16 protein-coding genes and 1 pseudogene are annotated in these 19,568 nt (G+C 72.9%); 8 read left to right on the top strand and 9 right to left on the bottom strand.

The window, feature by feature from the left end; all coding sequences use genetic code 11:
• Window positions 1-53 precede the first annotated feature (53 nt).
• Genes ABZ452_RS14730 through ABZ452_RS14720 form a run of 3 tightly spaced genes read left to right on the top strand, consistent with a single transcriptional unit; the run spans window position 54 to window position 2,963 of the window.
• Window positions 54-761 (top strand): DUF1223 domain-containing protein, encoded by a 708-nt coding sequence (locus ABZ452_RS14730; RefSeq protein WP_357942667.1) that lies wholly within the window; start codon window positions 54-56, stop codon window positions 759-761.
• Between the two features lie 37 nt (window positions 762-798).
• Window positions 799-1,998 (top strand): MFS transporter, encoded by a 1,200-nt coding sequence (locus ABZ452_RS14725; RefSeq protein WP_357942665.1) that lies wholly within the window; start codon window positions 799-801, stop codon window positions 1,996-1,998.
• Between the two features lie 11 nt (window positions 1,999-2,009).
• Window positions 2,010-2,963: a DUF817 domain-containing protein gene (locus tag ABZ452_RS14720; RefSeq protein WP_357942663.1), complete on the top strand. Its 954-nt coding sequence runs from the start codon at window positions 2,010-2,012 to the stop codon at window positions 2,961-2,963.
• Here ABZ452_RS14720 and ABZ452_RS14715 read toward each other — a convergent pair.
• Both ABZ452_RS14715 and ABZ452_RS14710 read right to left on the bottom strand, forming a co-directional pair.
• Entirely contained in the window at window positions 2,938-4,584 is a 1,647-nt protein-coding gene (locus tag ABZ452_RS14715) for a family 10 glycosylhydrolase (protein WP_357942661.1), read from the bottom strand. The two genes, ABZ452_RS14720 and ABZ452_RS14715, sit on opposite strands and share 26 nt — an antisense overlap.
• Window positions 4,585-4,699: 115 nt before the next feature.
• The gene (locus tag ABZ452_RS14710; RefSeq protein ID WP_357942659.1) at window positions 4,700-5,902 is read right to left on the bottom strand and encodes a S1 family peptidase; all 1,203 of its coding nucleotides are present in this window, start codon (window positions 5,900-5,902) and stop codon (window positions 4,700-4,702) included.
• Window positions 5,903-6,410: 508 nt separating this feature from the next.
• Between ABZ452_RS14710 and ABZ452_RS14705 the strand changes: the two genes are divergently transcribed.
• From ABZ452_RS14705 to ABZ452_RS14695, 3 genes are read left to right on the top strand one after another with little or no spacing between them, the layout of a single operon-like run.
• Complete coding sequence (locus ABZ452_RS14705) at window positions 6,411-7,739, top strand: MFS transporter (protein WP_357942657.1); 1,329 nt, start codon at window positions 6,411-6,413, stop codon at window positions 7,737-7,739.
• A 45-nt stretch (window positions 7,740-7,784) separates the two neighbouring features.
• On the top strand, window positions 7,785-9,422 hold the full coding sequence (locus tag ABZ452_RS14700; protein WP_357942655.1) for a SpoIIE family protein phosphatase: 1,638 nt from the start codon (window positions 7,785-7,787) through the stop codon (window positions 9,420-9,422).
• A 49-nt stretch (window positions 9,423-9,471) separates the two neighbouring features.
• A complete protein-coding gene (locus ABZ452_RS14695; RefSeq protein WP_357942653.1) occupies window positions 9,472-9,912 on the top strand; it encodes an ATP-binding protein in 441 nt (146 codons plus the stop codon).
• A 4-nt stretch (window positions 9,913-9,916) separates the two neighbouring features.
• On the opposite strand, the gene ABZ452_RS14690 is transcribed toward ABZ452_RS14695, so the two are convergent.
• The 3 genes from ABZ452_RS14690 to ABZ452_RS14680 form a co-directional block, all read right to left on the bottom strand.
• On the bottom strand, window positions 9,917-11,641 hold the full coding sequence (locus ABZ452_RS14690; RefSeq protein ID WP_357942651.1) for a glycerol-3-phosphate dehydrogenase/oxidase: 1,725 nt from the start codon (window positions 11,639-11,641) through the stop codon (window positions 9,917-9,919).
• 83 nt (window positions 11,642-11,724) lie between these two features.
• Window positions 11,725-13,242 carry a glycerol kinase GlpK gene (gene glpK, locus ABZ452_RS14685; protein ID WP_357942649.1) on the bottom strand — a complete coding sequence of 506 codons (1,518 nt, stop codon included), beginning with the start codon at window positions 13,240-13,242 and terminating at the stop codon, window positions 11,725-11,727.
• Between the two features lie 42 nt (window positions 13,243-13,284).
• A complete protein-coding gene (locus ABZ452_RS14680) occupies window positions 13,285-14,118 on the bottom strand; it encodes an MIP/aquaporin family protein (RefSeq protein ID WP_357942647.1) in 834 nt (277 codons plus the stop codon).
• A gap of 126 nt (window positions 14,119-14,244) precedes the next feature.
• On the opposite strand from ABZ452_RS14680, the gene ABZ452_RS14675 reads away from it, so the two are divergent.
• A complete protein-coding gene (locus ABZ452_RS14675; RefSeq protein ID WP_357942645.1) occupies window positions 14,245-15,012 on the top strand; it encodes an IclR family transcriptional regulator in 768 nt (255 codons plus the stop codon).
• 46 nt (window positions 15,013-15,058) lie between these two features.
• The gene (gene glpK, locus ABZ452_RS14670) at window positions 15,059-16,582 is read left to right on the top strand and encodes a glycerol kinase GlpK (RefSeq protein ID WP_357942643.1); all 1,524 of its coding nucleotides are present in this window, start codon (window positions 15,059-15,061) and stop codon (window positions 16,580-16,582) included.
• Between the two features lie 727 nt (window positions 16,583-17,309).
• Here the strand turns inward: glpK (ABZ452_RS14670) and ABZ452_RS14665 are convergent.
• The 4 genes and pseudogenes from ABZ452_RS14665 to ABZ452_RS14650 all read right to left on the bottom strand — a co-directional run.
• A pseudogene (locus ABZ452_RS14665) lies at window positions 17,310-17,435 on the bottom strand (NUDIX hydrolase); the annotation flags it as partial.
• A 51-nt stretch (window positions 17,436-17,486) separates the two neighbouring features.
• Entirely contained in the window at window positions 17,487-17,798 is a 312-nt protein-coding gene (locus ABZ452_RS14660) for an NIPSNAP family protein (protein ID WP_357942641.1), read from the bottom strand.
• A gap of 71 nt (window positions 17,799-17,869) precedes the next feature.
• Window positions 17,870-18,979: a hypothetical protein gene (locus ABZ452_RS14655; protein ID WP_357942638.1), complete on the bottom strand. Its 1,110-nt coding sequence runs from the start codon at window positions 18,977-18,979 to the stop codon at window positions 17,870-17,872.
• Complete coding sequence (locus tag ABZ452_RS14650; RefSeq protein WP_357942837.1) at window positions 18,976-19,548, bottom strand: RNA polymerase sigma factor; 573 nt, start codon at window positions 19,546-19,548, stop codon at window positions 18,976-18,978. Before ABZ452_RS14650 ends, ABZ452_RS14655 begins: the two co-directional genes overlap by 4 nt.
• Window positions 19,549-19,568 lie beyond the last annotated feature (20 nt).

Below are 19,568 nucleotides of genomic sequence, written 5' to 3'. Positions count from 1 at the left end.
CAACGGGAATCGGAGTGCCGCCAGCAGGACCGACGGACGCCAGGAGCCACGCCATGACGGACCTCTCGCCCACCGGGTCGCCGGCGCAGGCCGGCTTCGCCGTCGTGGAGATGTTCACCTCGCAGGGCTGCGAGAGCTGCCCGCCCGCCGAGGAGGTGCTGACCGAGATCGAGCGGGACGCCCGCAAGCGCGGCGAGCGGGTCTTCGCGCTGGGCTTCCACGTCGACTACTGGGACCACCTGGGCTGGCCCGACCCGTACGCCGCCGCGGCGTACACGGCCCGGCAGGAGGCGTACGCCCGGGCCTTCGGGACCGGACACCTCTACACACCGCAGATGGTCGTCAACGGCACCGCCGAGTTCGTGGGCTCCGACCGGCGGCGGGCCGCCGAGGCCATCACGTCCGCGCTGTCGGCCGCGGCCCTCACGCCGCTGGCCCTGTCGGTCGGGAACGCGGGCGGCGGGCAGGTGGTGGTGGACTACCGGGCGGAGAAGCCACCGGCTCGGGGCATGTTGCACGTGGCGGTCGTCGAGCGGGGCCTGGAGAACGACGTGCCCCGGGGCGAGAACGCCGGCCGCCGGCTGCGGCAGGACAACGTGGTACGCGCCTTCACCTCGGTCGGCCTGGCCGCCGAGGAGGGCCGGGTGGACCTGGCGGTGCCACCGGACCTCGACCCCGCGCAGGCGTCGGTGGTCGGTTACGTGCAGCAGGACGGTGAGCGGGCCGTCGTCGGCGCCGCGGCCGTCGACGTGTCCGCCTGAGCCCGCCCGTGCGCCGCTCACCGGAGGAGCACGCCTGATGAGCATCGCCGAGTCGAGGCGCACCGTGCCGAAGGGCGCCCTGTTCCTGCTCGCCTCGATCATCGTGTCCTTCGTGGCGGCGTCGTCGGCCCCGACTCCCCTGTACGCGATCTACCAGTCGCGCTGGCACTTCTCGCCGGTCACCACCACCGCGGTGTTCGCCGTCTACGCCGTCGCGGTGCTGGCCTCCCTGCTCACCGTCGGCAAGCTCTCCGACCATGTCGGGCGGCGCCCGGTCCTGCTCGCCGCGATCGCGGTCCAGATCGTCTCGCTGGTCATCTTCGTCCTCGCCGGCGGCGTACCCATGCTGGTGGCCGCCCGCGTCGTGCAGGGCCTGGCGGCCGGCGCGGCGACCGGCGCGGCGGCCGCCGCCATGCTCGACGTCGACCGTGCTCGCGGCACGCTCGCCAACTCGATCGCCCCCGGCATCGGCACCGGGGTCGGTGCGCTGTTCTCGGCGCTGCTCGTCCAGTTCCTGCCCGCGCCGACGCGACTGGTGTACGTCGTCCTGATCGTGGTCCTGCTGATCCAGGGCGTCGGGGTCGCGCTGCTGCCGGAGACGGTCACGCCCATGGCGGGAGCGCTGCGGAGCCTGCGGCCGGAGATCAGGCTGCCCCGTGCGGTACGCGGGCCCATGCTGGTCGTCGCCCCGGTCGCGTTCGCCGTCTGGGCGCTGGCCGGCTTCTTCGGCGCGCTCGGCCCGGCGCTCGTGCGCGCCCTCATGAACTCCTCGATCGTGGCCGGAGGGCTGAGCATCTTCGTCTTCGCCGTCTTCGGGTCCGCCGCCATCCTCGTGCTGCGGGCCGCCCCGGCGCGCAGGGTGATGCTCATCGGGATCGCCGCGCTCGTCCTCGGCATGATCATCACGTTGGTGTCGGTCCGGGCGGAATCCATCGCCGGCTTCTTCGTCGGCCTGGCGTTCGGCGGGGTCGGCTTCGGAGGCGGCTTCCAGGGCAGCCTCAAGACCGTCACGCCGCTGGTCGAGGCGCACGAACGCGCCAGTGTGCTCTCCCTGCTCTACGTCGTCTGCTACGTCGGTTTCGGCCTGCCCACGGTCGTCGCCGGGTTCCTCGTGGTCCACGGCGGCGGCCTGCGCCAGACGGCCGAGGAGTACGCGGTCGCCGTCATCGTGCTCGCCGTGGTCGCCCTGCTCGGGCTGCGCGGGACGGCCCGGACGACCCCGGTGAGCCCGCGATAGCGTCGCAGGTGATGCACAGCCCTTCCGGACCAGCCGCCCTGACCACGGCCGAACACGCCATCGACACCCGCTTCCGCGCGATCCTCGCCCGGTTGCCCCGGCACGGGCCGGCCGGCTGGCTCACCGAGTTCGCGGTTTTCGGGCTCAAACAGGCGTGGTCCTGCGTCTTCGGTGGCGCGATGCTGGCCGTCATCTTCGCGGCGCAGCTCTGGTACCCGAGGGACGCGGCGTTCGCCCGCAACGACTTCCTGACGCTCGCGGCGGTCGCCATCCAGGTGGCGATGGTGGCCGGCCGCCTGGAGAGCCTGCGCGAGCTGCGCGTGGTAGTGCTGTTCCACCTCGTCGGCACGGCGATGGAGTTGTTCAAGACCCAGGTGGGCTCCTGGTCCTACGCCTCCGACGGCCTGCTCAGGATCGGCGCGGTGCCCCTGTTCAGCGGCTTCATGTACGCCGCGGTCGGCTCCTACCTGGTCCGGGTGAACCGGTTGTTCGACCTGCGTTTCACCCGCTACCCGAGGCGTTGGGTGACGGCGGTGCTGGCCGCCGCCATCTACGCGAACTTCTTCACCAACCACTACGTCGCCGACGTGCGGTGGCTGCTCATCGCCGCCGTCGCCCTCGTGTTCGGGCGCTGCGTCATGCAGTTCCGCATCTTCCGGTTCCGCTGGCGCATGCCGCTGCTGGTGGCCTTCCTCCTCGTGGCCTTCTTCATCTGGCTCGCCGAGAACATCGCCACCTGGTCGAACGCCTGGCTCTACCCCAGCCAGCTGGGCGGTTGGCACCTGGTCTCGCCGGCCAAGCTCGCCTCGTGGTTCCTTCTCATGATCATCTCGGTGGTGCTGGTCACCTGGATCTCACCCCCGCAGCCGCCCGACGACCCGCCACCGGCCATGGCGGCGGACCCGGACCGGGCCGACGCGCCGGGCGGGACGGCCACCGTCACGCCACCGTCGCCGGCGCGCTGAGCCCGCCCTCGTTGCCGCTGCGGTCCAGCCCCGAGACGCAGTAGGTGAGCGGTCCGCCGGCCGGTGCGGCGGGGTCCACCCAGCCCGCACCACGGGTGGTGCCGACCAGCCGGGCCGTGCCGCCGTCCACCCGGTAGACGGCGTAGCTCACGGCGTCGCCACGCCAGGTCAGCGCCACCCCGCCGGCGTCCTGACGCCGCGCCCCGGTGACGGCGGGTGCGGGCGGCGGCGCCGCCGGCAGCTGGGCCATCGTGGGCAGCAGCGCGGGGGCGCCGTAGTGCGCGCGGCTGTACCGACTGACCGCGCCGAGCTTGTCGGCACGCACCTGCCGGGCGCTGAAGTGCACGCTCCCGCTCACCCCGTGCCGCCGGTTCAACGCGAGCTGCCGGTCCAGCTCCGCCGGATCCCGCCAGGCGCCGCGCTCACCGACCCGGTAGTCGGCCTGGCCGACGTAGAGCTGCACCCGGGTGCCCCGCACCGTGGCCGCCCACCACGGCAGCAGCTTGGCGTAGTCGGCCTTGCCGAACCCGATGTGCCAGTAGAGCTGCGGCACGACGTAGTCCAGCCACTGCCGGCGTACCCAGAGGCGGGTGTCGGCGTAGATGTCGTCGTAGCTCTGCAGGCCGGCGGTGGGCGAGCCGGCCGGGTCGGTGCGCTTGTTGCGCCAGATGCCGAACGGGCTGATGCCGAACTTCACCCACGGCTTGATCGCCTTGATCCGCTCGCTCATCTCGCGGACCAGGGTGTTCACGTTGTCCCGGCGCCAGGCGTGCTTGTCGGCGAACCGCCGGCCGTAGCGGGCGAACGCGGCGTCGTCCGGGAAGTCCTGCCCGGCCTCGGGATAGGGGTAGAAGAAGTCGTCGAAGTGCACCCCGTCGACGTCGTACCGCTGGACCGCCTCCAGCATCGCGTCCTCGACGAACCGGCGCGCCTCCGGGATGCCCGGGTTGAAGTAGAGGCGGCTGCCGGGCCGGTCGGCGCTGGGATAGGTCACCGCCCAGTCGCGGTGCCGCCGCAGCGGGTGCGTCGGCGCGAGCTGGTCCAGGCGCGGGCCCGGCCCGCCCACGGTGGCCGGCTGGCCGCCGCGGTAGGGGTTGAACCAGGCATGGAACTCCAGGTTGCGGGCATGGGCCTCGGCGACCATGAACTCCATCGGGTCCCAGCCCGGGTCGCGGCCGTCGCGGCGCCCGGTCAGCCACTCCGACCACGGCGCGTAGGCCGACGGCCAGAGCGCGTCCCCGCTCGGCCGCACGTGCACGAAGACGGCGTTGTGGTTGCGCCGCACCGCCAGGTCCAGCCACCCGCGGAACTCGGCCCGGGCGGCCTCGGCCGGCAGGCCCCGCCGGCTCGGCCAGTCGATGTTGTTGACCGTCGTGATCCACATGCCGCGCAGTTCGCGGGTCGCCCGGGCCGGCCGGCCCGCGCAGTCCGGGCCACCGCCCGCCGGGCCGGCGACCGCCGCCGTGCCTCCCGGGTCCGGCGCACCGCCCACGCCCGCGACCCGGTCGCGCAGCGACCAGGCGCCGACCGCGCCGACCACCGCGAGCGCGACGGCCACCGCGACGAGCGCCCGGGTACGGCGGCGGGGCACGGGCGGATCGAACGTGTCGGCGGAGGGCATCGCCCCAGTCTGCCAGCGCCGCCCAGCGGGTGAACCGGCCGGAACCGCTTCTTGACGGCCGCGTAAGGGCGCCGGCGTGGGCCGGTCCCGAGTGGACCGGCCCACGCTGTTCGCCTCAGCCCTGGATGAGCGAGGCGCCGTAGTAGGTCAGCGACCCGATCTGCGCGTCGCCCACCGGCCGCAGCAGCGGGGCGTACCAGACGGTCCGGGAGCCGTTGGGGCTCACGCCGGGGCAGACCGCCGTGCCGAGCACGCCGGCGGAGACGGTGCCGCGCGCGTCGATCCGGCCGTCCGACCGGTACGAGTACACCGGCCCGCCGCTGTCGCCCGGCGCGGCGGCGCAGCCCCCGGCGACGAGGTGGTTGGCCTGCGTCACCGGCCCGATCACGTACCCGATGTTGACGAACTGGTTGACCACGTCGACCCGAAGGCTGCAGTGCTCACCGCTGGAGGAGCCGCCGGTGCAGACGTAGTTGCCGACGTAGTCCGACGCGGCGCCGCCGACCCCGACGCTGGTGGCCGCGTTGTACGGCCCGGTGTAGATCCGGCCGCCGGCCGCGACCCGGATCATCAGGGTGTCCCGCGGGTTGTTGTCGTTGATGATCGGACCCATGGTGTTGGTGGGGCCACCACCGTCGTAGGCGACCTGGCCGTTGACGCCGCAGTGCCCGGCGCTGAGGATCTGCCGGGCGTCGTTCCAGTAGACCCCGAAGCCGGTGGTGCAGCCACCGCCGGCGTAGTAGCGCGCCCCACCCCAGTACGGGGCGAAGTCGTTCTGGCGGTTGAGGGCCGTCGCGCTCGGCGTGGTGCTCACGCTGAGCGGCAGCCGCGCGGTACGCAGGACGTCCCGCTTGCCCGACGCGAGCGCCCGGCCGTTGACGGTCACCGCGAGCCCGCTGCCGTCGACCTTGGCGGCCACCGAGACGGCCCGCGGGTCGGCGGCGAGTCGCTTGGCCTCGGCGACCATCTCGCGCTGGTGGAACCGGGCCGGCTTGAACTTCACCGGCACGGAGAGCCGCTTGGCCAGGTCACGGACCGACCCGGGCACCCGCCCCTTCCAGTAGACGGTGAGCCTCCGGGACTCCGGCGCGGCGACCACGCCGGCGAAGCCCTCGCCGCGGGCGGCCGTGATCTCGCCGGCCGCCGCGTTGAGCCGGTCCTGCTCCGCGAACAGCGCCCGCCAACTGGCGAACCCGCCCGGCACGGCCTCGGCCGGCTGGGTCGACGGCGTGACGGGTTTGCCGTCGGCCATCGCCGGGGTCCCGAAGGCCCCGGCCGCGACGATCGCGGCGGCCAACGCGAAAATGGTACGGCGCATGACCGTACCCCCGCGTCCGCCCGATGTCATTCGACTCATGTGGATTTACCTCCTGCTGGTGAGAGCCGCCGGGGTGACAATTCCCCCGGTCGACCTCGAATTCTGCGGCGATGAATCCCATTCACCAGGCTGCTGCTACCAAGCGGACTCAGCCATTTACCGCGACCCGGTCGGCGTGCGACCATTGCCGGTTCCGCCATGCCCGCTCCACATGCGCTCTGAGCAGGTAGGACTCTTGCCAGTGCCGCCGGTTACGCCATTCCTCGGCACTGTCGGAAAGGCGCGGGACAGCGGACGGTCGCTCACCTTTGTCGGCGCTTCCCGCGCACATTTCACCGGCTATTCACAAAAGGCTTCCCGCCGTTCCCTTTCCCACCGGCGCGCCATGTCGTATGACCGACACCGCCGGCGACCGGCGCCGCCACTTCCGGTCGGCTGAGCAGGTGCGGCCTTCTGCCCTGAGGCGATTTCGTTGTGGTGCGTGCCCTGCCTCGTGTCGGGTGGCGACATGCAGCAAGACACCGCGACGCCCCGATTTCCGCGTTCCTCGCCCTACTGGCCGGTGGTGAGTCACCCGCTGCTGCGCCGGGTCCTGCCCGGGCTGGCGGTCTCGGCCCTGGGCGACGGCATGGCCCTGGTCGCGGTGACCTGGCTGGCGATGCAACTCGCACCCCAGGGCCAGCGCGGCACGTGGACAGCCGTCGCGGTGGCGGCGTACACCCTGCCGAGCGCCGCCGGAACCATCGTCTTCGCCCGGCGCCTGGCCGGTCGGAGCGGGGCGCAGCTCGCCGGCTGGGACGCCGTCCTGCGCGCCGGCGCCCTCGCGGCGATCCCCGTCGCCCACCTAGCCGGGGCACTCACCATCGGCCGCTACGTGGCCCTGCTCGCCGCGTCCTCGCTGCTGCACTCGTGGGGCTCGGCCGGACGCTTCACGCTGATCGCCGAACTCCTGCCCGAACGGGATCACCTGCCGGCCAACGCGGTGCTCGGCGTCATCGGCCAGGCCGCCACGATCGCCGGCCCGCCGCTGGCGGGCATCCTGATCGGCGTGGCCGGTCCGGTCTGGGTCATCGCGCTCGACGCGCTCACCTTCGCCGTGCTGGCCGCCACCTACCGCCTCGCCGTCCCCGGCGGCACGCGGGCAGCGCCGGCGGAGGCGGCCCCGTCCCGCACGGCCGGTTTCGCCGTCATCCGCCAGCACCGGGCCCTGCGGGGCCTACTGGCCCTGACCTTCGGGTTCTTCCTCCTCTTCGGGCCGTTCTACGTGGCCATGCCGGTCCTGGTCACCGAGGACCTGCACGGCTCCGCGACGACGCTCGGCCTGTACTACACCGCCTTCGGCGCCGGCTCGCTCGTGGGCGGTCTCGCCACCGGTTACCTGCGCCGCTGGCCGCTGTGGCCGATCACCATCGGCATCGTCATCGGGTTCGGTGGCGCCATGCTGCCGCTCGGCCTCGACGTGCCCGTCGGCCTCTCGCTGCCGGCCTTCGCCCTGGCCGGCCTCCTCTGGGCCCCCTACCGGTCCACGTCCATGGCGCTGTTCCAGCGCAGCACCACCACGGCGCGACTCCCGCAGGCCCTGGCCGCCAACGGCGCCGTCGTCGTGCTGGCGGTGCCGCTGGGCACCATGCTCGGCGGTCCCCTGACGGCCGCGATGGGCGCCCGCCACACGCTGCTGCTGTGCGCCGCGGCGACGATCGCCCTCGGCGGGGTGGCTGCCGGGCTCGCCCGCCTGCCCCGGAGGCCGTCCCCGACCGGCGGCGACCCGGCCGGGGCGGGCCCGGCGCCCGAGCCGCAGCCGCGCCCGGACGATCCCGTGAGCGTGGGCACCGCCTGACGGCGACGACCGACCCGGGTACGGCGGTGGGGCTATGGTCGGGCGGTGGATGAGCTGTTCGAGCCGGCCGGGACGCTGCGCTCGGCGTACCGCGGGGTGGACTGGGCGTCCACGCCACTGGGCGCGGTGCGCGACTGGAGTCCGACGCTGCGCGCCGCCGTCGACCTCACCCTGCACTCCCGGTTCCCGGTGACGCTGTTCTGGGGCCCGGAGTTCGTCATGGTCTACAACCAGGCCTACGTCGAGTTGATCGGGCAGAAGCATCCGGCCGCGCTCGGCGCCCCGGCGGCGCAGGTGTTCGCGGAGATCTGGGATGTCATCGGGCCGATGCTCCGTTCGGTGCGGTCGACCGGGCGCGCGACCTGGACGCGGGACATGCGGCTGCTGATGGACCGGAGCGGCTATCCCGAGGAGTGTTTCTTCACGTTCTCCTACTCCGCGGTCCGCGACCCGGACGGCCGGGCCGAGGGCGTGATCGACATCGCGACCGAGACCACCACGCAGGTGCTGTCCCAGCGGCGGCTGATCATGCTGGTCGGGCTCAGCGACGCCCTCAGCGGCCTCGAAGACCCGGCGGAGATCCTCGACCGGGCGGTGCGGGTGCTGCGCACCGATCCACAGGACCTGCCGGACGTCGACATCCTCGTCCCGGGCGCCGCCGGCGACGCCGGCCGCCCGCCACTGCCCGCGCTGCCGTCGACGATCTTCCAGGACGGGGACTTCGTGCTGGAGACGACGGCGGACGTCCCCGTGATGCGGGTGCGCCTGCCGGGCCTGGCACCGTCCGCGGAGACGATCCTGGTGGCACGGCTGAGCCAGCACCTGCCCCTGGACGACGGCTACGTGGGGTTCGTGCGGCTGCTGGGCGCGTCGGTGGCGCAGGCGCTGCAGCGGGCCCAGGCGCGCCAGGCCGAGCGGCGGGTCGCGATCCTGGAACGCGACCTGTCGGAGCGACTGCAGCGCAGCCTGCTGACCCCACCCGCCCAGCCGCCCGGGACCGAGGTGGCGGTCCGCTACCAGCCGGCGGCGGAACGCGCGCGGATCGGCGGTGACTGGTACGACTCGTTCCTGCAGCCCGACGGCGGCCTCACCCTGGTGATCGGGGACGTGGCGGGCCACGACCAGCAGGCCGCCGCGGCCATGGCGCAGATCCGCAACCTGCTCCGCGGGGTCGCGTACACGGTGGGGAAGCCGCCGGGCGGGGTGCTGGAGGGCCTGGAGGCGACGATGCGGGGCCTGGGCGTGGACACGTTGGCGACCGGTGTCCTGGCGCGGGTGGAGCAGGACGAGGAGCAGACCCGGAGCGGCGTGCACACCCTGTCGTGGTCCAACGCCGGGCACCCGCCACCGGTCCTCGTCACCCCCGACGGGGTCGCGACCCTGCTGCGCACGCCGCCGGAGATGCTGCTGGGCGTCCAGGCCGGCGTCGTGCGCGGCAGCCACCGGGTCACCCTCACGCCCGGCTGCGCCGTCGTCCTGTACACGGACGGCCTGATCGACCGCCGCGGCGCGACGATCGACGACGGGTTGGCGGAGCTGGTGCGGAGCCTCACCGGCCGGCACGGGGAGTCCGCCGAGCAGCTCTGCGACGGGTTGCTGGCCCGCTTCGCGGGCAGAAGTGACGACGACATCGCCCTGCTCGTGCTGCGGATACCGCCGGAGCCCCCCGGCGCACCGGAGTAGGACGGGGCGGCGCGGGCGGATATTCGGAATGCAGGTAGCCTCTTTTCCCATGGGCGGTTTCGGGCCGCCGGCCGAGATCAACTCCACGGGGGCCGGGCACGCGCGACGCGGGGCGTCGTCGCTCCTTTCCCGGGACTTCACCGCTGCCACCATCACCGAGCTGCGGCATGCCGTCGCCGCGGGTCTCGCGGCGGCAGGGCTGACCGGCGAGCCCGCCGAGGACTTCGTCCTGGCCGTCCACGAGCTGGCCACCAACGCCGTACGCCATGGCGGCGGCACGGGCCACCTGCACCTGCGGCGGCAGGGCGACCTCCTGCTCTGTGACGTCGTCGATCACGGTGCGGGCGTCGACGCACCGCCGATCCGGCAGGTCGCCGGGGACGTGGCCGGCGGCCGGGGCCTCTGGCTGGCGGACCAGCTGGCCGACTCGCTGACCCTGCGCCGCCGCGCCGACGGGCTGACCGCCACCGTCACCATCGCCCTGCGCTGACCGGTCAGGCCGCCAGGGCCGCCTGCTGCACCACCTCGGGGGCGCCCAGCCGGGCCGCGTCGGCCGCCGTGTCGTCGGGCTGCTCGTGCGCGGCCCGCTCGGCCCGGACCACGTCCAGGTAGTGCGCCACCTCCCGGTCGACCCGCTGCTCGTCCCAACCGAGGACCGGAGCCATCAGCTCCGCCGCCGGCCGGGCCGCCGTCAGCCCCCCGTCGAAGCTCTCGATCGAGATGTGGGTACGCCGGGTCAGCGCGTCCTCCAGGTGCAGCGCTCCCTCGGCGGAGGCCGCGTAGGCGATCTCCACCCGCAGGTAGTCCTCCGCGCCGTCGAGCGGCCGGCCGAGCGTCGGGTCCTCCCGCAGCAGCTCCAGCACCTCGTCAACGGCGGCGCCGTAGCGGTGCAACAGGTGCTCGACGCGCTCGGTGTGCAGGCCGAACTGCTGCGCCAGCCGGCGTCGCTGGTTCCATCGCGCGACGTGGCCCTCCGCGCCGAGCAACGGCACCCGGTCGGTGCACGAGGCGGGAACCCCGCCGCCGAGGCCGCGCACGGCCTCGTCGACCGCGTCGCGTGCCATGACCCGGTACGTCGTGTACTTGCCGCCGGCCACCATCACCAGCCCGGGCGTCGGGCTGAGCACGGCGTGCTCGCGGGACAGCTTCGCCGTGGCGTCGGACTCCCCGGACAGCAGCGGGCGCAGTCCGGCGTACACCCCCTCGACGTCGTCACGGGTCAGCGGGGTGGCCAGCACCTGGTTGACGTGCCCCAGCAGGTAGTCGATGTCCCGGCTGGTCGCCGCCGGATGCGCCTTGTCCAGGTCCCAGTCGGTGTCGGTGGTGCCGATCAGCCAGTGCCGGCCCCACGGGATCACGAACAGCACACTGGTATCGGTACGCAGGATCAGGCCGGTCCGGGACCGGATCCGGTCGCGCGGAACGACCAGGTGGATGCCCTTGGAGGCCCGGACCTGGACCTGGCCCCGCTCGCCCACGAGTGCCTGGCTGTCGTCGGTCCACACGCCGGTGGCGTTGACGACCTGCCGGGCGCGCACCTCCAACACCCGGTCGGTCTCCAGGTCGTGCACCCGTGCCCCGGTGACGCGGGCGCCCTCGCGGAGGAAACCCACCACCCGCGCCCGCGACAGCGGATGCGCCCCGTACGCGGCGGCGGTGCGGACCAGGAAGGTCACCAGCCGGGCGTCGTCGACCTGGGCGTCGTAGTACTGGAGGGCGCCGACCATCGCCTCGGGCCGCAGGGACGGACAGGCGCGCAGCGCGCCCCGGCGGGTCAGATGCCGGTGGGCCGGCACGCCGCGCGCGTGACTGCCCGAGAGGCTCATGGTGTCGTAGAGCAGGACGCCGGCCCCCGCGTACAGCCGCTCCCAGCCGCGGTGCCGCAGCGGGTAGAGGAACGGCACCGGGCGGACCAGGTGCGGGGCGAGCCGCTGCAGGAGCAGCCCGCGCTCGCGCAGCGCCTCCCGGACCAGCCCGAAGTCGAGCATCTCCAGGTAGCGCAGGCCGCCGTGGATGAGCTTGCTGGACCGGCTCGAGGTGCCGCTGGCCCAGTCGCGGGCCTCGACGAGCCCGACCGACAGGCCGCGGGTGACGGCGTCGAGCGCGCAGCCGGCGCCGGTGACGCCGCCGCCGATCACCAGGACGTCCAGTTCCTGGCCGCCGCCGAGCGCGGCCAGGGACCGCTCGCGGGCGGCCGGTGACAGTGTCGCGGAATGCATCCGTCTTCTCTTTCTGCGCGGGGTGGGCGGCCGGCGAGGGGGCGCCGGCCGCCCGGATCCTGGGGGTGGGACAGGGATACGGTTCAGTCGACGTCGACCCAGTCGAGGGTGCGGCCGACCGCCTTCTTCCACCGGGCGTAGCCGGTCTCGCGCTGCTCCGGCGACCAGGTCGGCTGCCAGCGCCGGCTCTCGTTCCAGTTCTCGCGCAGTTCGTCGGTGCTCTTCCAGAACCCGACGGCGAGCCCGGCCGCGTAGGCCGCGCCCAGGGCCGTGGTCTCGGCGACCACCGGCCGGCTGACCGGCACCCCGAGGATGTCCGCCTGGAGCTGCATGCAGAGGTCGTTGACGGTGACGCCGCCATCGACCTTCAGGCACTCCAGGTGCACCCCGGAGTCCTGCTCCATGGCCTCGGCCACGTCCCGGCTCTGGTAGCAGATCGACTCCAGGGTGGCCCGGGCGATGTGCGCGTCGGTGTTGAACCGGGACAGGCCGACGATCGCGCCGCGAGCGTCGGAGCGCCAGTACGGGGCGAACAGGCCGGAGAACGCCGGAACGAAGTACACGCCGCCGCTGTCCTCGACCTGGCGGGCCAGGATCTCGCTCTGCGCGGCGGTGCTGATGATCTTGAGCTGGTCACGCAGCCACTGCACGGCCGAGCCGGTGACCGCGATCGAGCCCTCCAGCGCGTACACCGGCGCGTCGTCGCCGAACTGGTAGCAGACCGTGGTGAGCAGCCCGGCCTTGGACCGCACGATGTCGGTGCCGGTATTGAGCAGCATGAAGTTGCCGGTGCCGTACGTGTTCTTCGCCTCGCCCGGCGCGAAGCAGACCTGCCCGACCGTGGCGGCCTGCTGGTCGCCCAGGTCGCCGGTGATCCGGACGGGGCTGCTGAACGGCCCGTGCGGCACGGTGCTGCCGTACGAGCGGGGGTCGGAGGACGGTCGGATCTCCGGCAGCATGGCCCGCGGGATGCCGAAGAACGACAGCAACTCGTCGTCCCAGTCGAGCGTCTCCAGGTTCATGAGCATCGTGCGGCTGGCGTTGGTGGGGTCGGTGACGTGCACACCGCCCTCCGTGCCGCCGGTCAGGTTCCACAGCAGCCAGGTGTCGGTGTTACCGAAGACGGCGTCGCCACGCTGGGCCGCCTCCCGGACCCCGTCGACGTTCTCCAGGATCCACTGGATCTTCCCGGCGGAGAAGTACGTCGCCGGCGGCAGGCCCGCCCTGCGCCGGATGACGTCCCCCTTGCCCTCGCGTTCGAGGGCAGAGGCGATCCGGTCCGTGCGGGTGTCCTGCCAGACGATCGCGTTGTAGTAAGGCCGGCCGGTCCGGCGATTCCACACCACCGTGGTCTCGCGCTGGTTGGTGATGCCGAGCGCGGCGAGGTCGGAGCCGGCCAGGCCGTGCTCGTTCATCGACGTCTGGATCACCGTCTGGGTCCGTTCCCAGATCTCCAGGGGGTTGTGCTCGACCCAGCCCGCCCGCGGCAGGATCTGCTGGTGTTCGAGCTGGTGGCGGCCGACCTCGTTGCCACCGTGGTCGAAGATCATGAATCGGGTGCTGGTGGTGCCCTGGTCCACGGCGCCGACGAAGTCAGCCATGCGGGGGTCTCCTTCCGGTACGGGAAATACGGGGTCGGCGGATCAGACTCGGGAAAGCTCGGCCTCTCCCGGCGCGGCCTCGGTGGCCAGGGCGCCCGGCTCCGGGGTGTCCTCGTCGGGCAGGAACCGGCCGACGATCAGCTCGTAGAGACCGGCGCCGGCCACACCGCCGACGAGCGGCCCGACGATCGGCACCCAGAAGTACGGGTAGCCGCCGGCATCCTGGAACGCTGTCTCGTAGCCGGTCAGGAAGGAGGCGAGGCGGGGGCCGAAGTCGCGGGCGGGGTTGATGGCGTAGCCGGCGTTGGCGGCGAAGGCCATCCCGATCGCCACCACGATCAGGCCGACGATCAGCGGGGCGAGGTTGCCGCCGGGCAGCGAGTTGCGTGCGTCGGTGACCGCCAGGATCAGGAACAGCAGTATCGCCGTACCGATGATCTGGTCGCGCAGGGCGCCCCACTCGCTGACGCCGGCGCCCGGCAGGGTGGAGAAGACGCCCTGGCTCTTGACCGTGAGGCCCGGGTCGAAGCGGGACAGCGCCTCGCTGTAGTTCCAGCGGATGACCAAGGCCGCAACGAACGCGCCGGCGGTCTGGGCCAGCGCGTACGGCATCACCTTGCGCCAGGAGAAGCCCTTGAACACGGCCAGGGCGACGGTGACCGCCGGGTTGAGGTGGGCACCGCTGATCCGGCCCGCCACGTACACGCCGAGCGTGACGCCGAGGCCCCACGCCCAGGCGATGCTGTCGAACTCGCCGGTGCCGGCGGCGGCCACCTGGGCGACCACGCCCACGCCGAACAGGATGAGGATCGCGGTGCCGGCGAACTCGGCGGCCAACTCACCGAGAAGTCCGGGAACCTTCGCTCGTTGCGTCATCTGGCGCCTCCAGAAGCGGTGGGAGTGGCTGAACCGTAGAGAGCGCCGCGAGGTCGGGTCAACGAACCCCGGTCGACATTGTCGAACACTGTTGCGACTGGCGGAACGCCGCTAGCATTCCGCCCCATGCCGGGTCAGGTGCAGTCCATCGCGCGTGCCGCGGCGATCCTCCGCCTGCTGGCCAGCAGTTCCGGCCGACTCGGCATCGGGGAGATCGCCCGTTCCCTCGACCTGCCCAAGGGCACCGCGCACGGGATCGTCCGGACCCTTCAGGACGTCGGCTTCGTGGAGCAGGACAAGACCTCCGGCAAGTACCAGCTCGGGGCGGCGCTGCTGCACCTCGGCACCAGCTACCTCGACGTCAACGAACTGCGCTCCCGCTCCATCAACTGGGCCGACCCGCTGGCCGCGCGCAGCGGGGAGTCCGTCCGCATCGGCACCCTGCTGGACGGCAAGGTGCTGGTGGTCCACCACGTCTTCCGGCCCGACGACACCCTGCAGACGCTCGACGTCGGGTCCCTGCTGCCCCCGCACGCCACCGCACTCGGGAAGGTCCTGCTCGCCTACGACGTAGGCGCTGCCAACGCCGTCCTGCAGGGCGAACCCGAGCCGTACACCCGCCGCACCCTGGTCACCGCGCGGACCCTGTCCCGCGCGCTGACCGAGATCCGGGACAACGGCTGGGGCGCCGAGATCGAGGAGATGACCCTCGGCGAGGCCGGCATCGCCGCGCCCATCCGCGGCTACGGCGGCCTCGTCGTGGGCGCGATCGGGCTCTCCGGCCCGGTCCACCGGGTCTGCGACGGCAAGAGCCACCCCCGGCCCGCGCTCGTCGCGTACGTCCGGGACGCCGCCCGGGCGGTGTCCCGCGATCTCGGGGCCGCCCGCTGGTGATCCGTCCAGGCTGCACCGCCACCCCCGCGCCAGAGAGGACGAGGACATGACCGACAGCTACGTCGTCTCCATCGACCAGGGCACCACCTCGACCCGCTGCATCGTGTTCGACCGCCGCGGCAACCTCGTCTCCGTGGCCCAGCGGGAGCACCAGCAGCACTTCCCCCGCCCGGGCTGGGTGGAGCACGACGCCCTGGAGATCTGGCGCAACGTCGGCAAGGTGGTGCCCCGGGCCCTCGTCGAGGCCGGCATCGGCGTCGACCAGATCGCCGCCATCGGCATCGCCAACCAGCGGGAGACCATCGTGGTGTGGGACCGCCGCACCGGCGTGCCGGTGGCGCCCGCGATCATCTGGCAGGACACCCGCACCGACGCGCTGGTGGAGACGCTGTCCGAGGCGGCCGGCGCCGACGGCCTGCGGGAGCGCTGCGGCCTGCCGCTCACCACGTACTTCTCGGCACCGAAGCTGCGCTGGCTGCTGGACCACGCCCCCGGCCTGCCGGAGCGGGCCGAGCGGGGCGAGGTGCTCTTCGGCACCATGGAGAGCTGGCTCATCTGGAACCTCACCGGCGGGCCGGACGGCGGCCTGCACCTGACCGATGTGACCAACGCCAGCCGCACCATGCTGATGGACCTGCACACGCTCCGCTGGCACCCCGACTCGCTGGCCTTCTTCGGCATCCCGGCCGCCATGCTGCCCGAGATCCGTTCCTCGTCGGAGGTGTACGGCACGGCGACCACCGTCCTGCCCGGCGTGCGGATCGCCGCCGCGCTCGGCGACCAGCAGGCCGCCCTGTTCGGCCAGACCTGCTTCGCGCCCGGCGACGCCAAGTGCACCTACGGCACCGGCAGCTTCCTGCTGCTCAACACCGGCGAGGAGCCGGTGCACTCCGACCACGGGCTGCTCACCACCGTGGGCTACCAGATCGCCGGCAGGCCGGCCGTCTACGCCCTCGAAGGCTCCATCGCGATCACCGGCTCCCTGGTGCAGTGGTTCCGCGACCAGCTCGACCTCATCACCACCGCGCCGGAGATCGAGACCCTCGCCCGCACCGTCGACGACAACGGCGGCTGCTACATCGTGCCGGCCTTCTCCGGGCTGTTCGCGCCGCACTGGCGCAGCGAGGCGCGGGGCGTGATCGTCGGGCTCACCTCGTACATCACGAAGGGGCACCTGGCCCGGGCGGTGCTGGAGGCCACCGGCTGGCAGACCCGCGAGGTGGTCGAGGCGATGAACGCCGACTCCGGACTGGATCTGACAGCGCTGCGGGTCGACGGCGGGATGACCGCCAACAACCTGCTCATGCAGTTCGTCGCCGACGTGCTCGGCGTCCCCGTGGTGCGCCCCATGGTCGCCGAGACGGTCTCGCTCGGCGCCGCGTACGCCGCCGGACTCGCGGTCGGCTACTGGGCCGACCTGGAGGGGCTGCGCAGCAACTGGCACCTCGCCGCCCGCTGGGAGCCGGAACTGGACGAGACGATCCGCGCCGAGGAACGGGAGAACTGGCAGCGCGCCGTGGAGCGCACCTTCGGGTGGATCAAACCGGAGGCCCGGGCCGCCAACCGGTGACCCACCGGACGCCAACCGACCGAGGCCCCCTCCCGCACCGAACCCGGGCGACCTCCGCAACAGCCGCGCTCACACGAGCCATCGCTGTAGTGGAACTTCTCGTCTCCGGCCCGCAGAATGCTCACCGCGTCCACCCGAGAAACCGCCGGTGCAGCGCACCAGCCGGCATCCAGTGCAGGTCGGCTGACGCTCGCACGAGCTGCGCACCCATGTAGAGCGCAAGTGACACGGAAGCATCCGCGAACTCCGCGCGCAGTTCCTGGCGCCGGGTCGGACAGGGCCATGGACCACCACAGTCACCGCAGGCCCAGATCGGCAGCACTGGCCCGTGCGTGCTCATGGGAAGCACCCGAGCCGGAGGCGCGCGCTGCTCACTCCTGCTCCCCCGGCCAGTGCGCTCGGTTGATGGGAATGCGGTGGCGGGCACGGCACGGCAACTCCGATCCGCAGCGGCAGATCCGACGTCACCTCCGCCACGACCACACCGGCCGGTGCCGACGTGCCAGCGTCATCACCGCCGCGATCAGGTACCCCTCGTACGACACCTGCCGCCCACCCGAGAGCTGAGCCCTTCTCATCGGCCGTGCCACCAAGACCCGACCGCTGCCGCAGGAGCGGAGGACGAGGGAACGAATAGGTCCGGACAGTCACGCGTCATGGCGGCACCATCCCGTCCCACCCGGGCGAGGGGCCATGTCGGCGGGTCATGTCACGGTGACATGACTCCCTCGAAGCGGACACCGTCCGGCAGCTCGACGTCGGCGATGCTCAGCCGCGCCCGCCAGGTGTCGTCCACCACCCGCTCGCCGTGGATCGTCCACCGGGTCGACTCCGTTGCCCGCTCCTGTGTCACCCGACAAGTATCACCGCCGCGGGTTCTGGGCGGTCCGGGGAGCGTGCGGGCTCAGTCGGTCGGCAGGAGTGGACGCATGAAGGTGCGCTCGTAGCGGACGACGCAGCCCGAGTCGTCGCGGATGCGGTCGGCCGCCACGAACTCCGGGTCGTCGCCGAATCGTGCGCGGTAGCGCTCGTACGCCGCCAGGCTCTCGAAGCTGAACAGCGCCTCGGCCCGGTCGCTGGCGCCCTCGGCGGGCAGGAAGTAGCCGTGGTGCACGCCGCCGTGCTTGGCGACCAGCCGCATCCATTCGCGGGCGAAGCGTTCGAACGCCTCGATCTGCGCGGGGTCGATGGTGTAGTGCACGACGCAGGTGATCACGCGCTCACCCTACGGACCGCGGTGCCGGCGCTCCCGGTGCGGGAGCGCCGGCACGGCCGGGGAAGGGACGGTCAGTCGCAGCCCAGCGCCCCCTCGTAGCCTCGCGGAAACTCTCCGGCGGCGACCTTGTCGGCCGTCTCCCAGAACACCTCCGGCCAGTCGCCCTCGTCGTTCATCTCGTGCAGCACCTGCCACTTGTGGCTGCTGCGCAGCGCGTCGACGGCCCGCCGGACCGCGGCGTCGTCGCCGGCCCGCCTCGCGCGCTGCCATTCGGCGATCCAGGCGCAGCCGACCCGGGACGTCACCTGGGCGCCGAACTGGTAGGCGTCGTTGGTGCCGAGATCGCGCAGCGCGGCCTTGTCGAACTTGGGCGGCAGGGGGATGTCGGCGAGCACGACCGTGGCGCGCTCGTCCACCTTGGCGGGCGTGACGATCTCCGGCGGCAGCGCGGCCAGCCAGGTACGCACGTCGACGCGGACGACCTTGGTGAGAAGCCGGTCGAACTCCCTCCGGTTGCCGCCGCTGGCGCGGAGTTCGACGAAGACGCCGTCGCGGGGGCGGAGCATGACCGCGAAGTCCTCGGCGCTGTAGCGGAACAGGTCACCCGACCATCCGTCCACCTTCACGGCCTCCGGGGCGCTGACGTGGCGCCGGTCCGCGTGGTAGCCGTCGTACTGGTCCGCCGGGTACCAGTTCATGTCCATCTGCTGTTCGCCGTTGCGGAACGCGATGGTGCCCTGCTTCTCGGCAAACCCGTAGACGGTGGTCACCTGCCAGCCGGGCTCGTCGATCAGCAGCCGCGGGTTCTCCTCGGCGGCCTTCAACGCCACGGGCGAGAACACGATCGACGTGGTCGGCCCGGCGCTGGTCGGCCCGGCGCTGGTCGGCCCGGCCGTCTCCGTGGGGGCTGCCTGTCGGTCCTCCGGAGGCTCGCCGTAGACGGTGACCACGGCGAGGACGCCGATGAGCGCCGCGGCCGCGGTCAGCGGGCCGGCGAGGCGGCGAACCAGGCCGCGGCGCGCCCGGGAGCGTGGCTGCGGCGCTTCGGCGACGCGGTCGGGCGTCGGTTGGGACATGATCTCCTCCAGGAGAGCCTGCTCGGCCCCGTCGAGGTGCCCGATGACATCGGGTCGGTAGGGGTCGGCGTCTCGGACCATCCGGTCGAGGTGCTCCTCGGTCATCTGCCCTCCTTCGAGGCGGGTGCGGTCACGACGTCGAGTACATGTCCGGGTGGGCCGAGGTCGTCACCGACGAGTTCGCGGAGCCTGGCTCGCGCCCGCGACAGGCGGGTGCGGACCACGGCCGGGCTCACCCGGAGGACCTCCGCCGCCTCGCGCGGCTCCATGCCCTCCCAGACGGTGAGCAGCAGCACCTCCCGGTCCAGCTCGCCGAGCCGGGCCAGCGCCGCCCGGACGGCGAGCCGTTCGGGCACCTCACCGCCCGGGTCCCCGTCGATCACCGCGCTGATCCGTTGGCGTAGCCGCTCCCCCAGCCGCTGCCGGCGTACGCCACCGCGGTGGTGGTTGGCGAGCACGCGGCGGGCGACGCCGTACAGCCAGAGCCGGGCTTCGCCGTCGGGCGGCAGGTCGCGTCTTCGGCGCCAGGCGACCAGGAAGGTCTCGGCGACGACGTCGGCCGCGTCCTCGGGATGCGCGACGCGGCGGAGGGCGTACGCCAGCAGCGACGCGAAGTCGGCGGCGTAGACGCGTCGGAAGCGGTCCTCGTGCTCGGTCCCGGAGCTCACGTCCATCTCCATGTCCGGTCGGGCAC

Origin of the sequence: Micromonospora sp. NPDC005707, from assembly GCF_040631005.1 — a bacterium.
In the GTDB taxonomy this organism is placed as follows: domain Bacteria; phylum Actinomycetota; class Actinomycetes; order Mycobacteriales; family Micromonosporaceae; genus Micromonospora.
Note: the sequence above shows the minus strand (reverse complement) of the source record. Positions and strands in the feature narration are given on the sequence as shown.

Bases quoted from the DNA above. Each gene is read 5' to 3' on its own strand.
- ABZ452_RS14680 (WP_357942647.1), bottom strand. From the start codon at position 14,118: ATGACGCAACGAGCGAAGGTTCCCGGACTTCTCGGTGAGTTGGCCGCC.
- ABZ452_RS14705 (WP_357942657.1), top strand. From the start codon at position 6,411: ATGCAGCAAGACACCGCGACGCCCCGATTTCCGCGTTCCTCGCCCTAC.
- ABZ452_RS14650 (WP_357942837.1), bottom strand. From the start codon at position 19,548: ATGGACGTGAGCTCCGGGACCGAGCACGAGGACCGCTTCCGACGCGTC.
- glpK (WP_357942649.1), bottom strand. From the start codon at position 13,242: ATGGCTGACTTCGTCGGCGCCGTGGACCAGGGCACCACCAGCACCCGA.
- glpK (WP_357942643.1), top strand. From the start codon at position 15,059: ATGACCGACAGCTACGTCGTCTCCATCGACCAGGGCACCACCTCGACC.
- ABZ452_RS14710 (WP_357942659.1), bottom strand. From the start codon at position 5,902: ATGCGCCGTACCATTTTCGCGTTGGCCGCCGCGATCGTCGCGGCCGGG.
- ABZ452_RS14675 (WP_357942645.1), top strand. From the start codon at position 14,245: ATGCCGGGTCAGGTGCAGTCCATCGCGCGTGCCGCGGCGATCCTCCGC.
- ABZ452_RS14730 (WP_357942667.1), top strand. From the start codon at position 54: ATGACGGACCTCTCGCCCACCGGGTCGCCGGCGCAGGCCGGCTTCGCC.
- ABZ452_RS14720 (WP_357942663.1), top strand. From the start codon at position 2,010: ATGCACAGCCCTTCCGGACCAGCCGCCCTGACCACGGCCGAACACGCC.
- ABZ452_RS14655 (WP_357942638.1), bottom strand. From the start codon at position 18,979: ATGACCGAGGAGCACCTCGACCGGATGGTCCGAGACGCCGACCCCTAC.
- ABZ452_RS14715 (WP_357942661.1), bottom strand. From the start codon at position 4,584: ATGCCCTCCGCCGACACGTTCGATCCGCCCGTGCCCCGCCGCCGTACC.
- ABZ452_RS14690 (WP_357942651.1), bottom strand. From the start codon at position 11,641: ATGCATTCCGCGACACTGTCACCGGCCGCCCGCGAGCGGTCCCTGGCC.
- ABZ452_RS14695 (WP_357942653.1), top strand. From the start codon at position 9,472: ATGGGCGGTTTCGGGCCGCCGGCCGAGATCAACTCCACGGGGGCCGGG.
- ABZ452_RS14725 (WP_357942665.1), top strand. From the start codon at position 799: ATGAGCATCGCCGAGTCGAGGCGCACCGTGCCGAAGGGCGCCCTGTTC.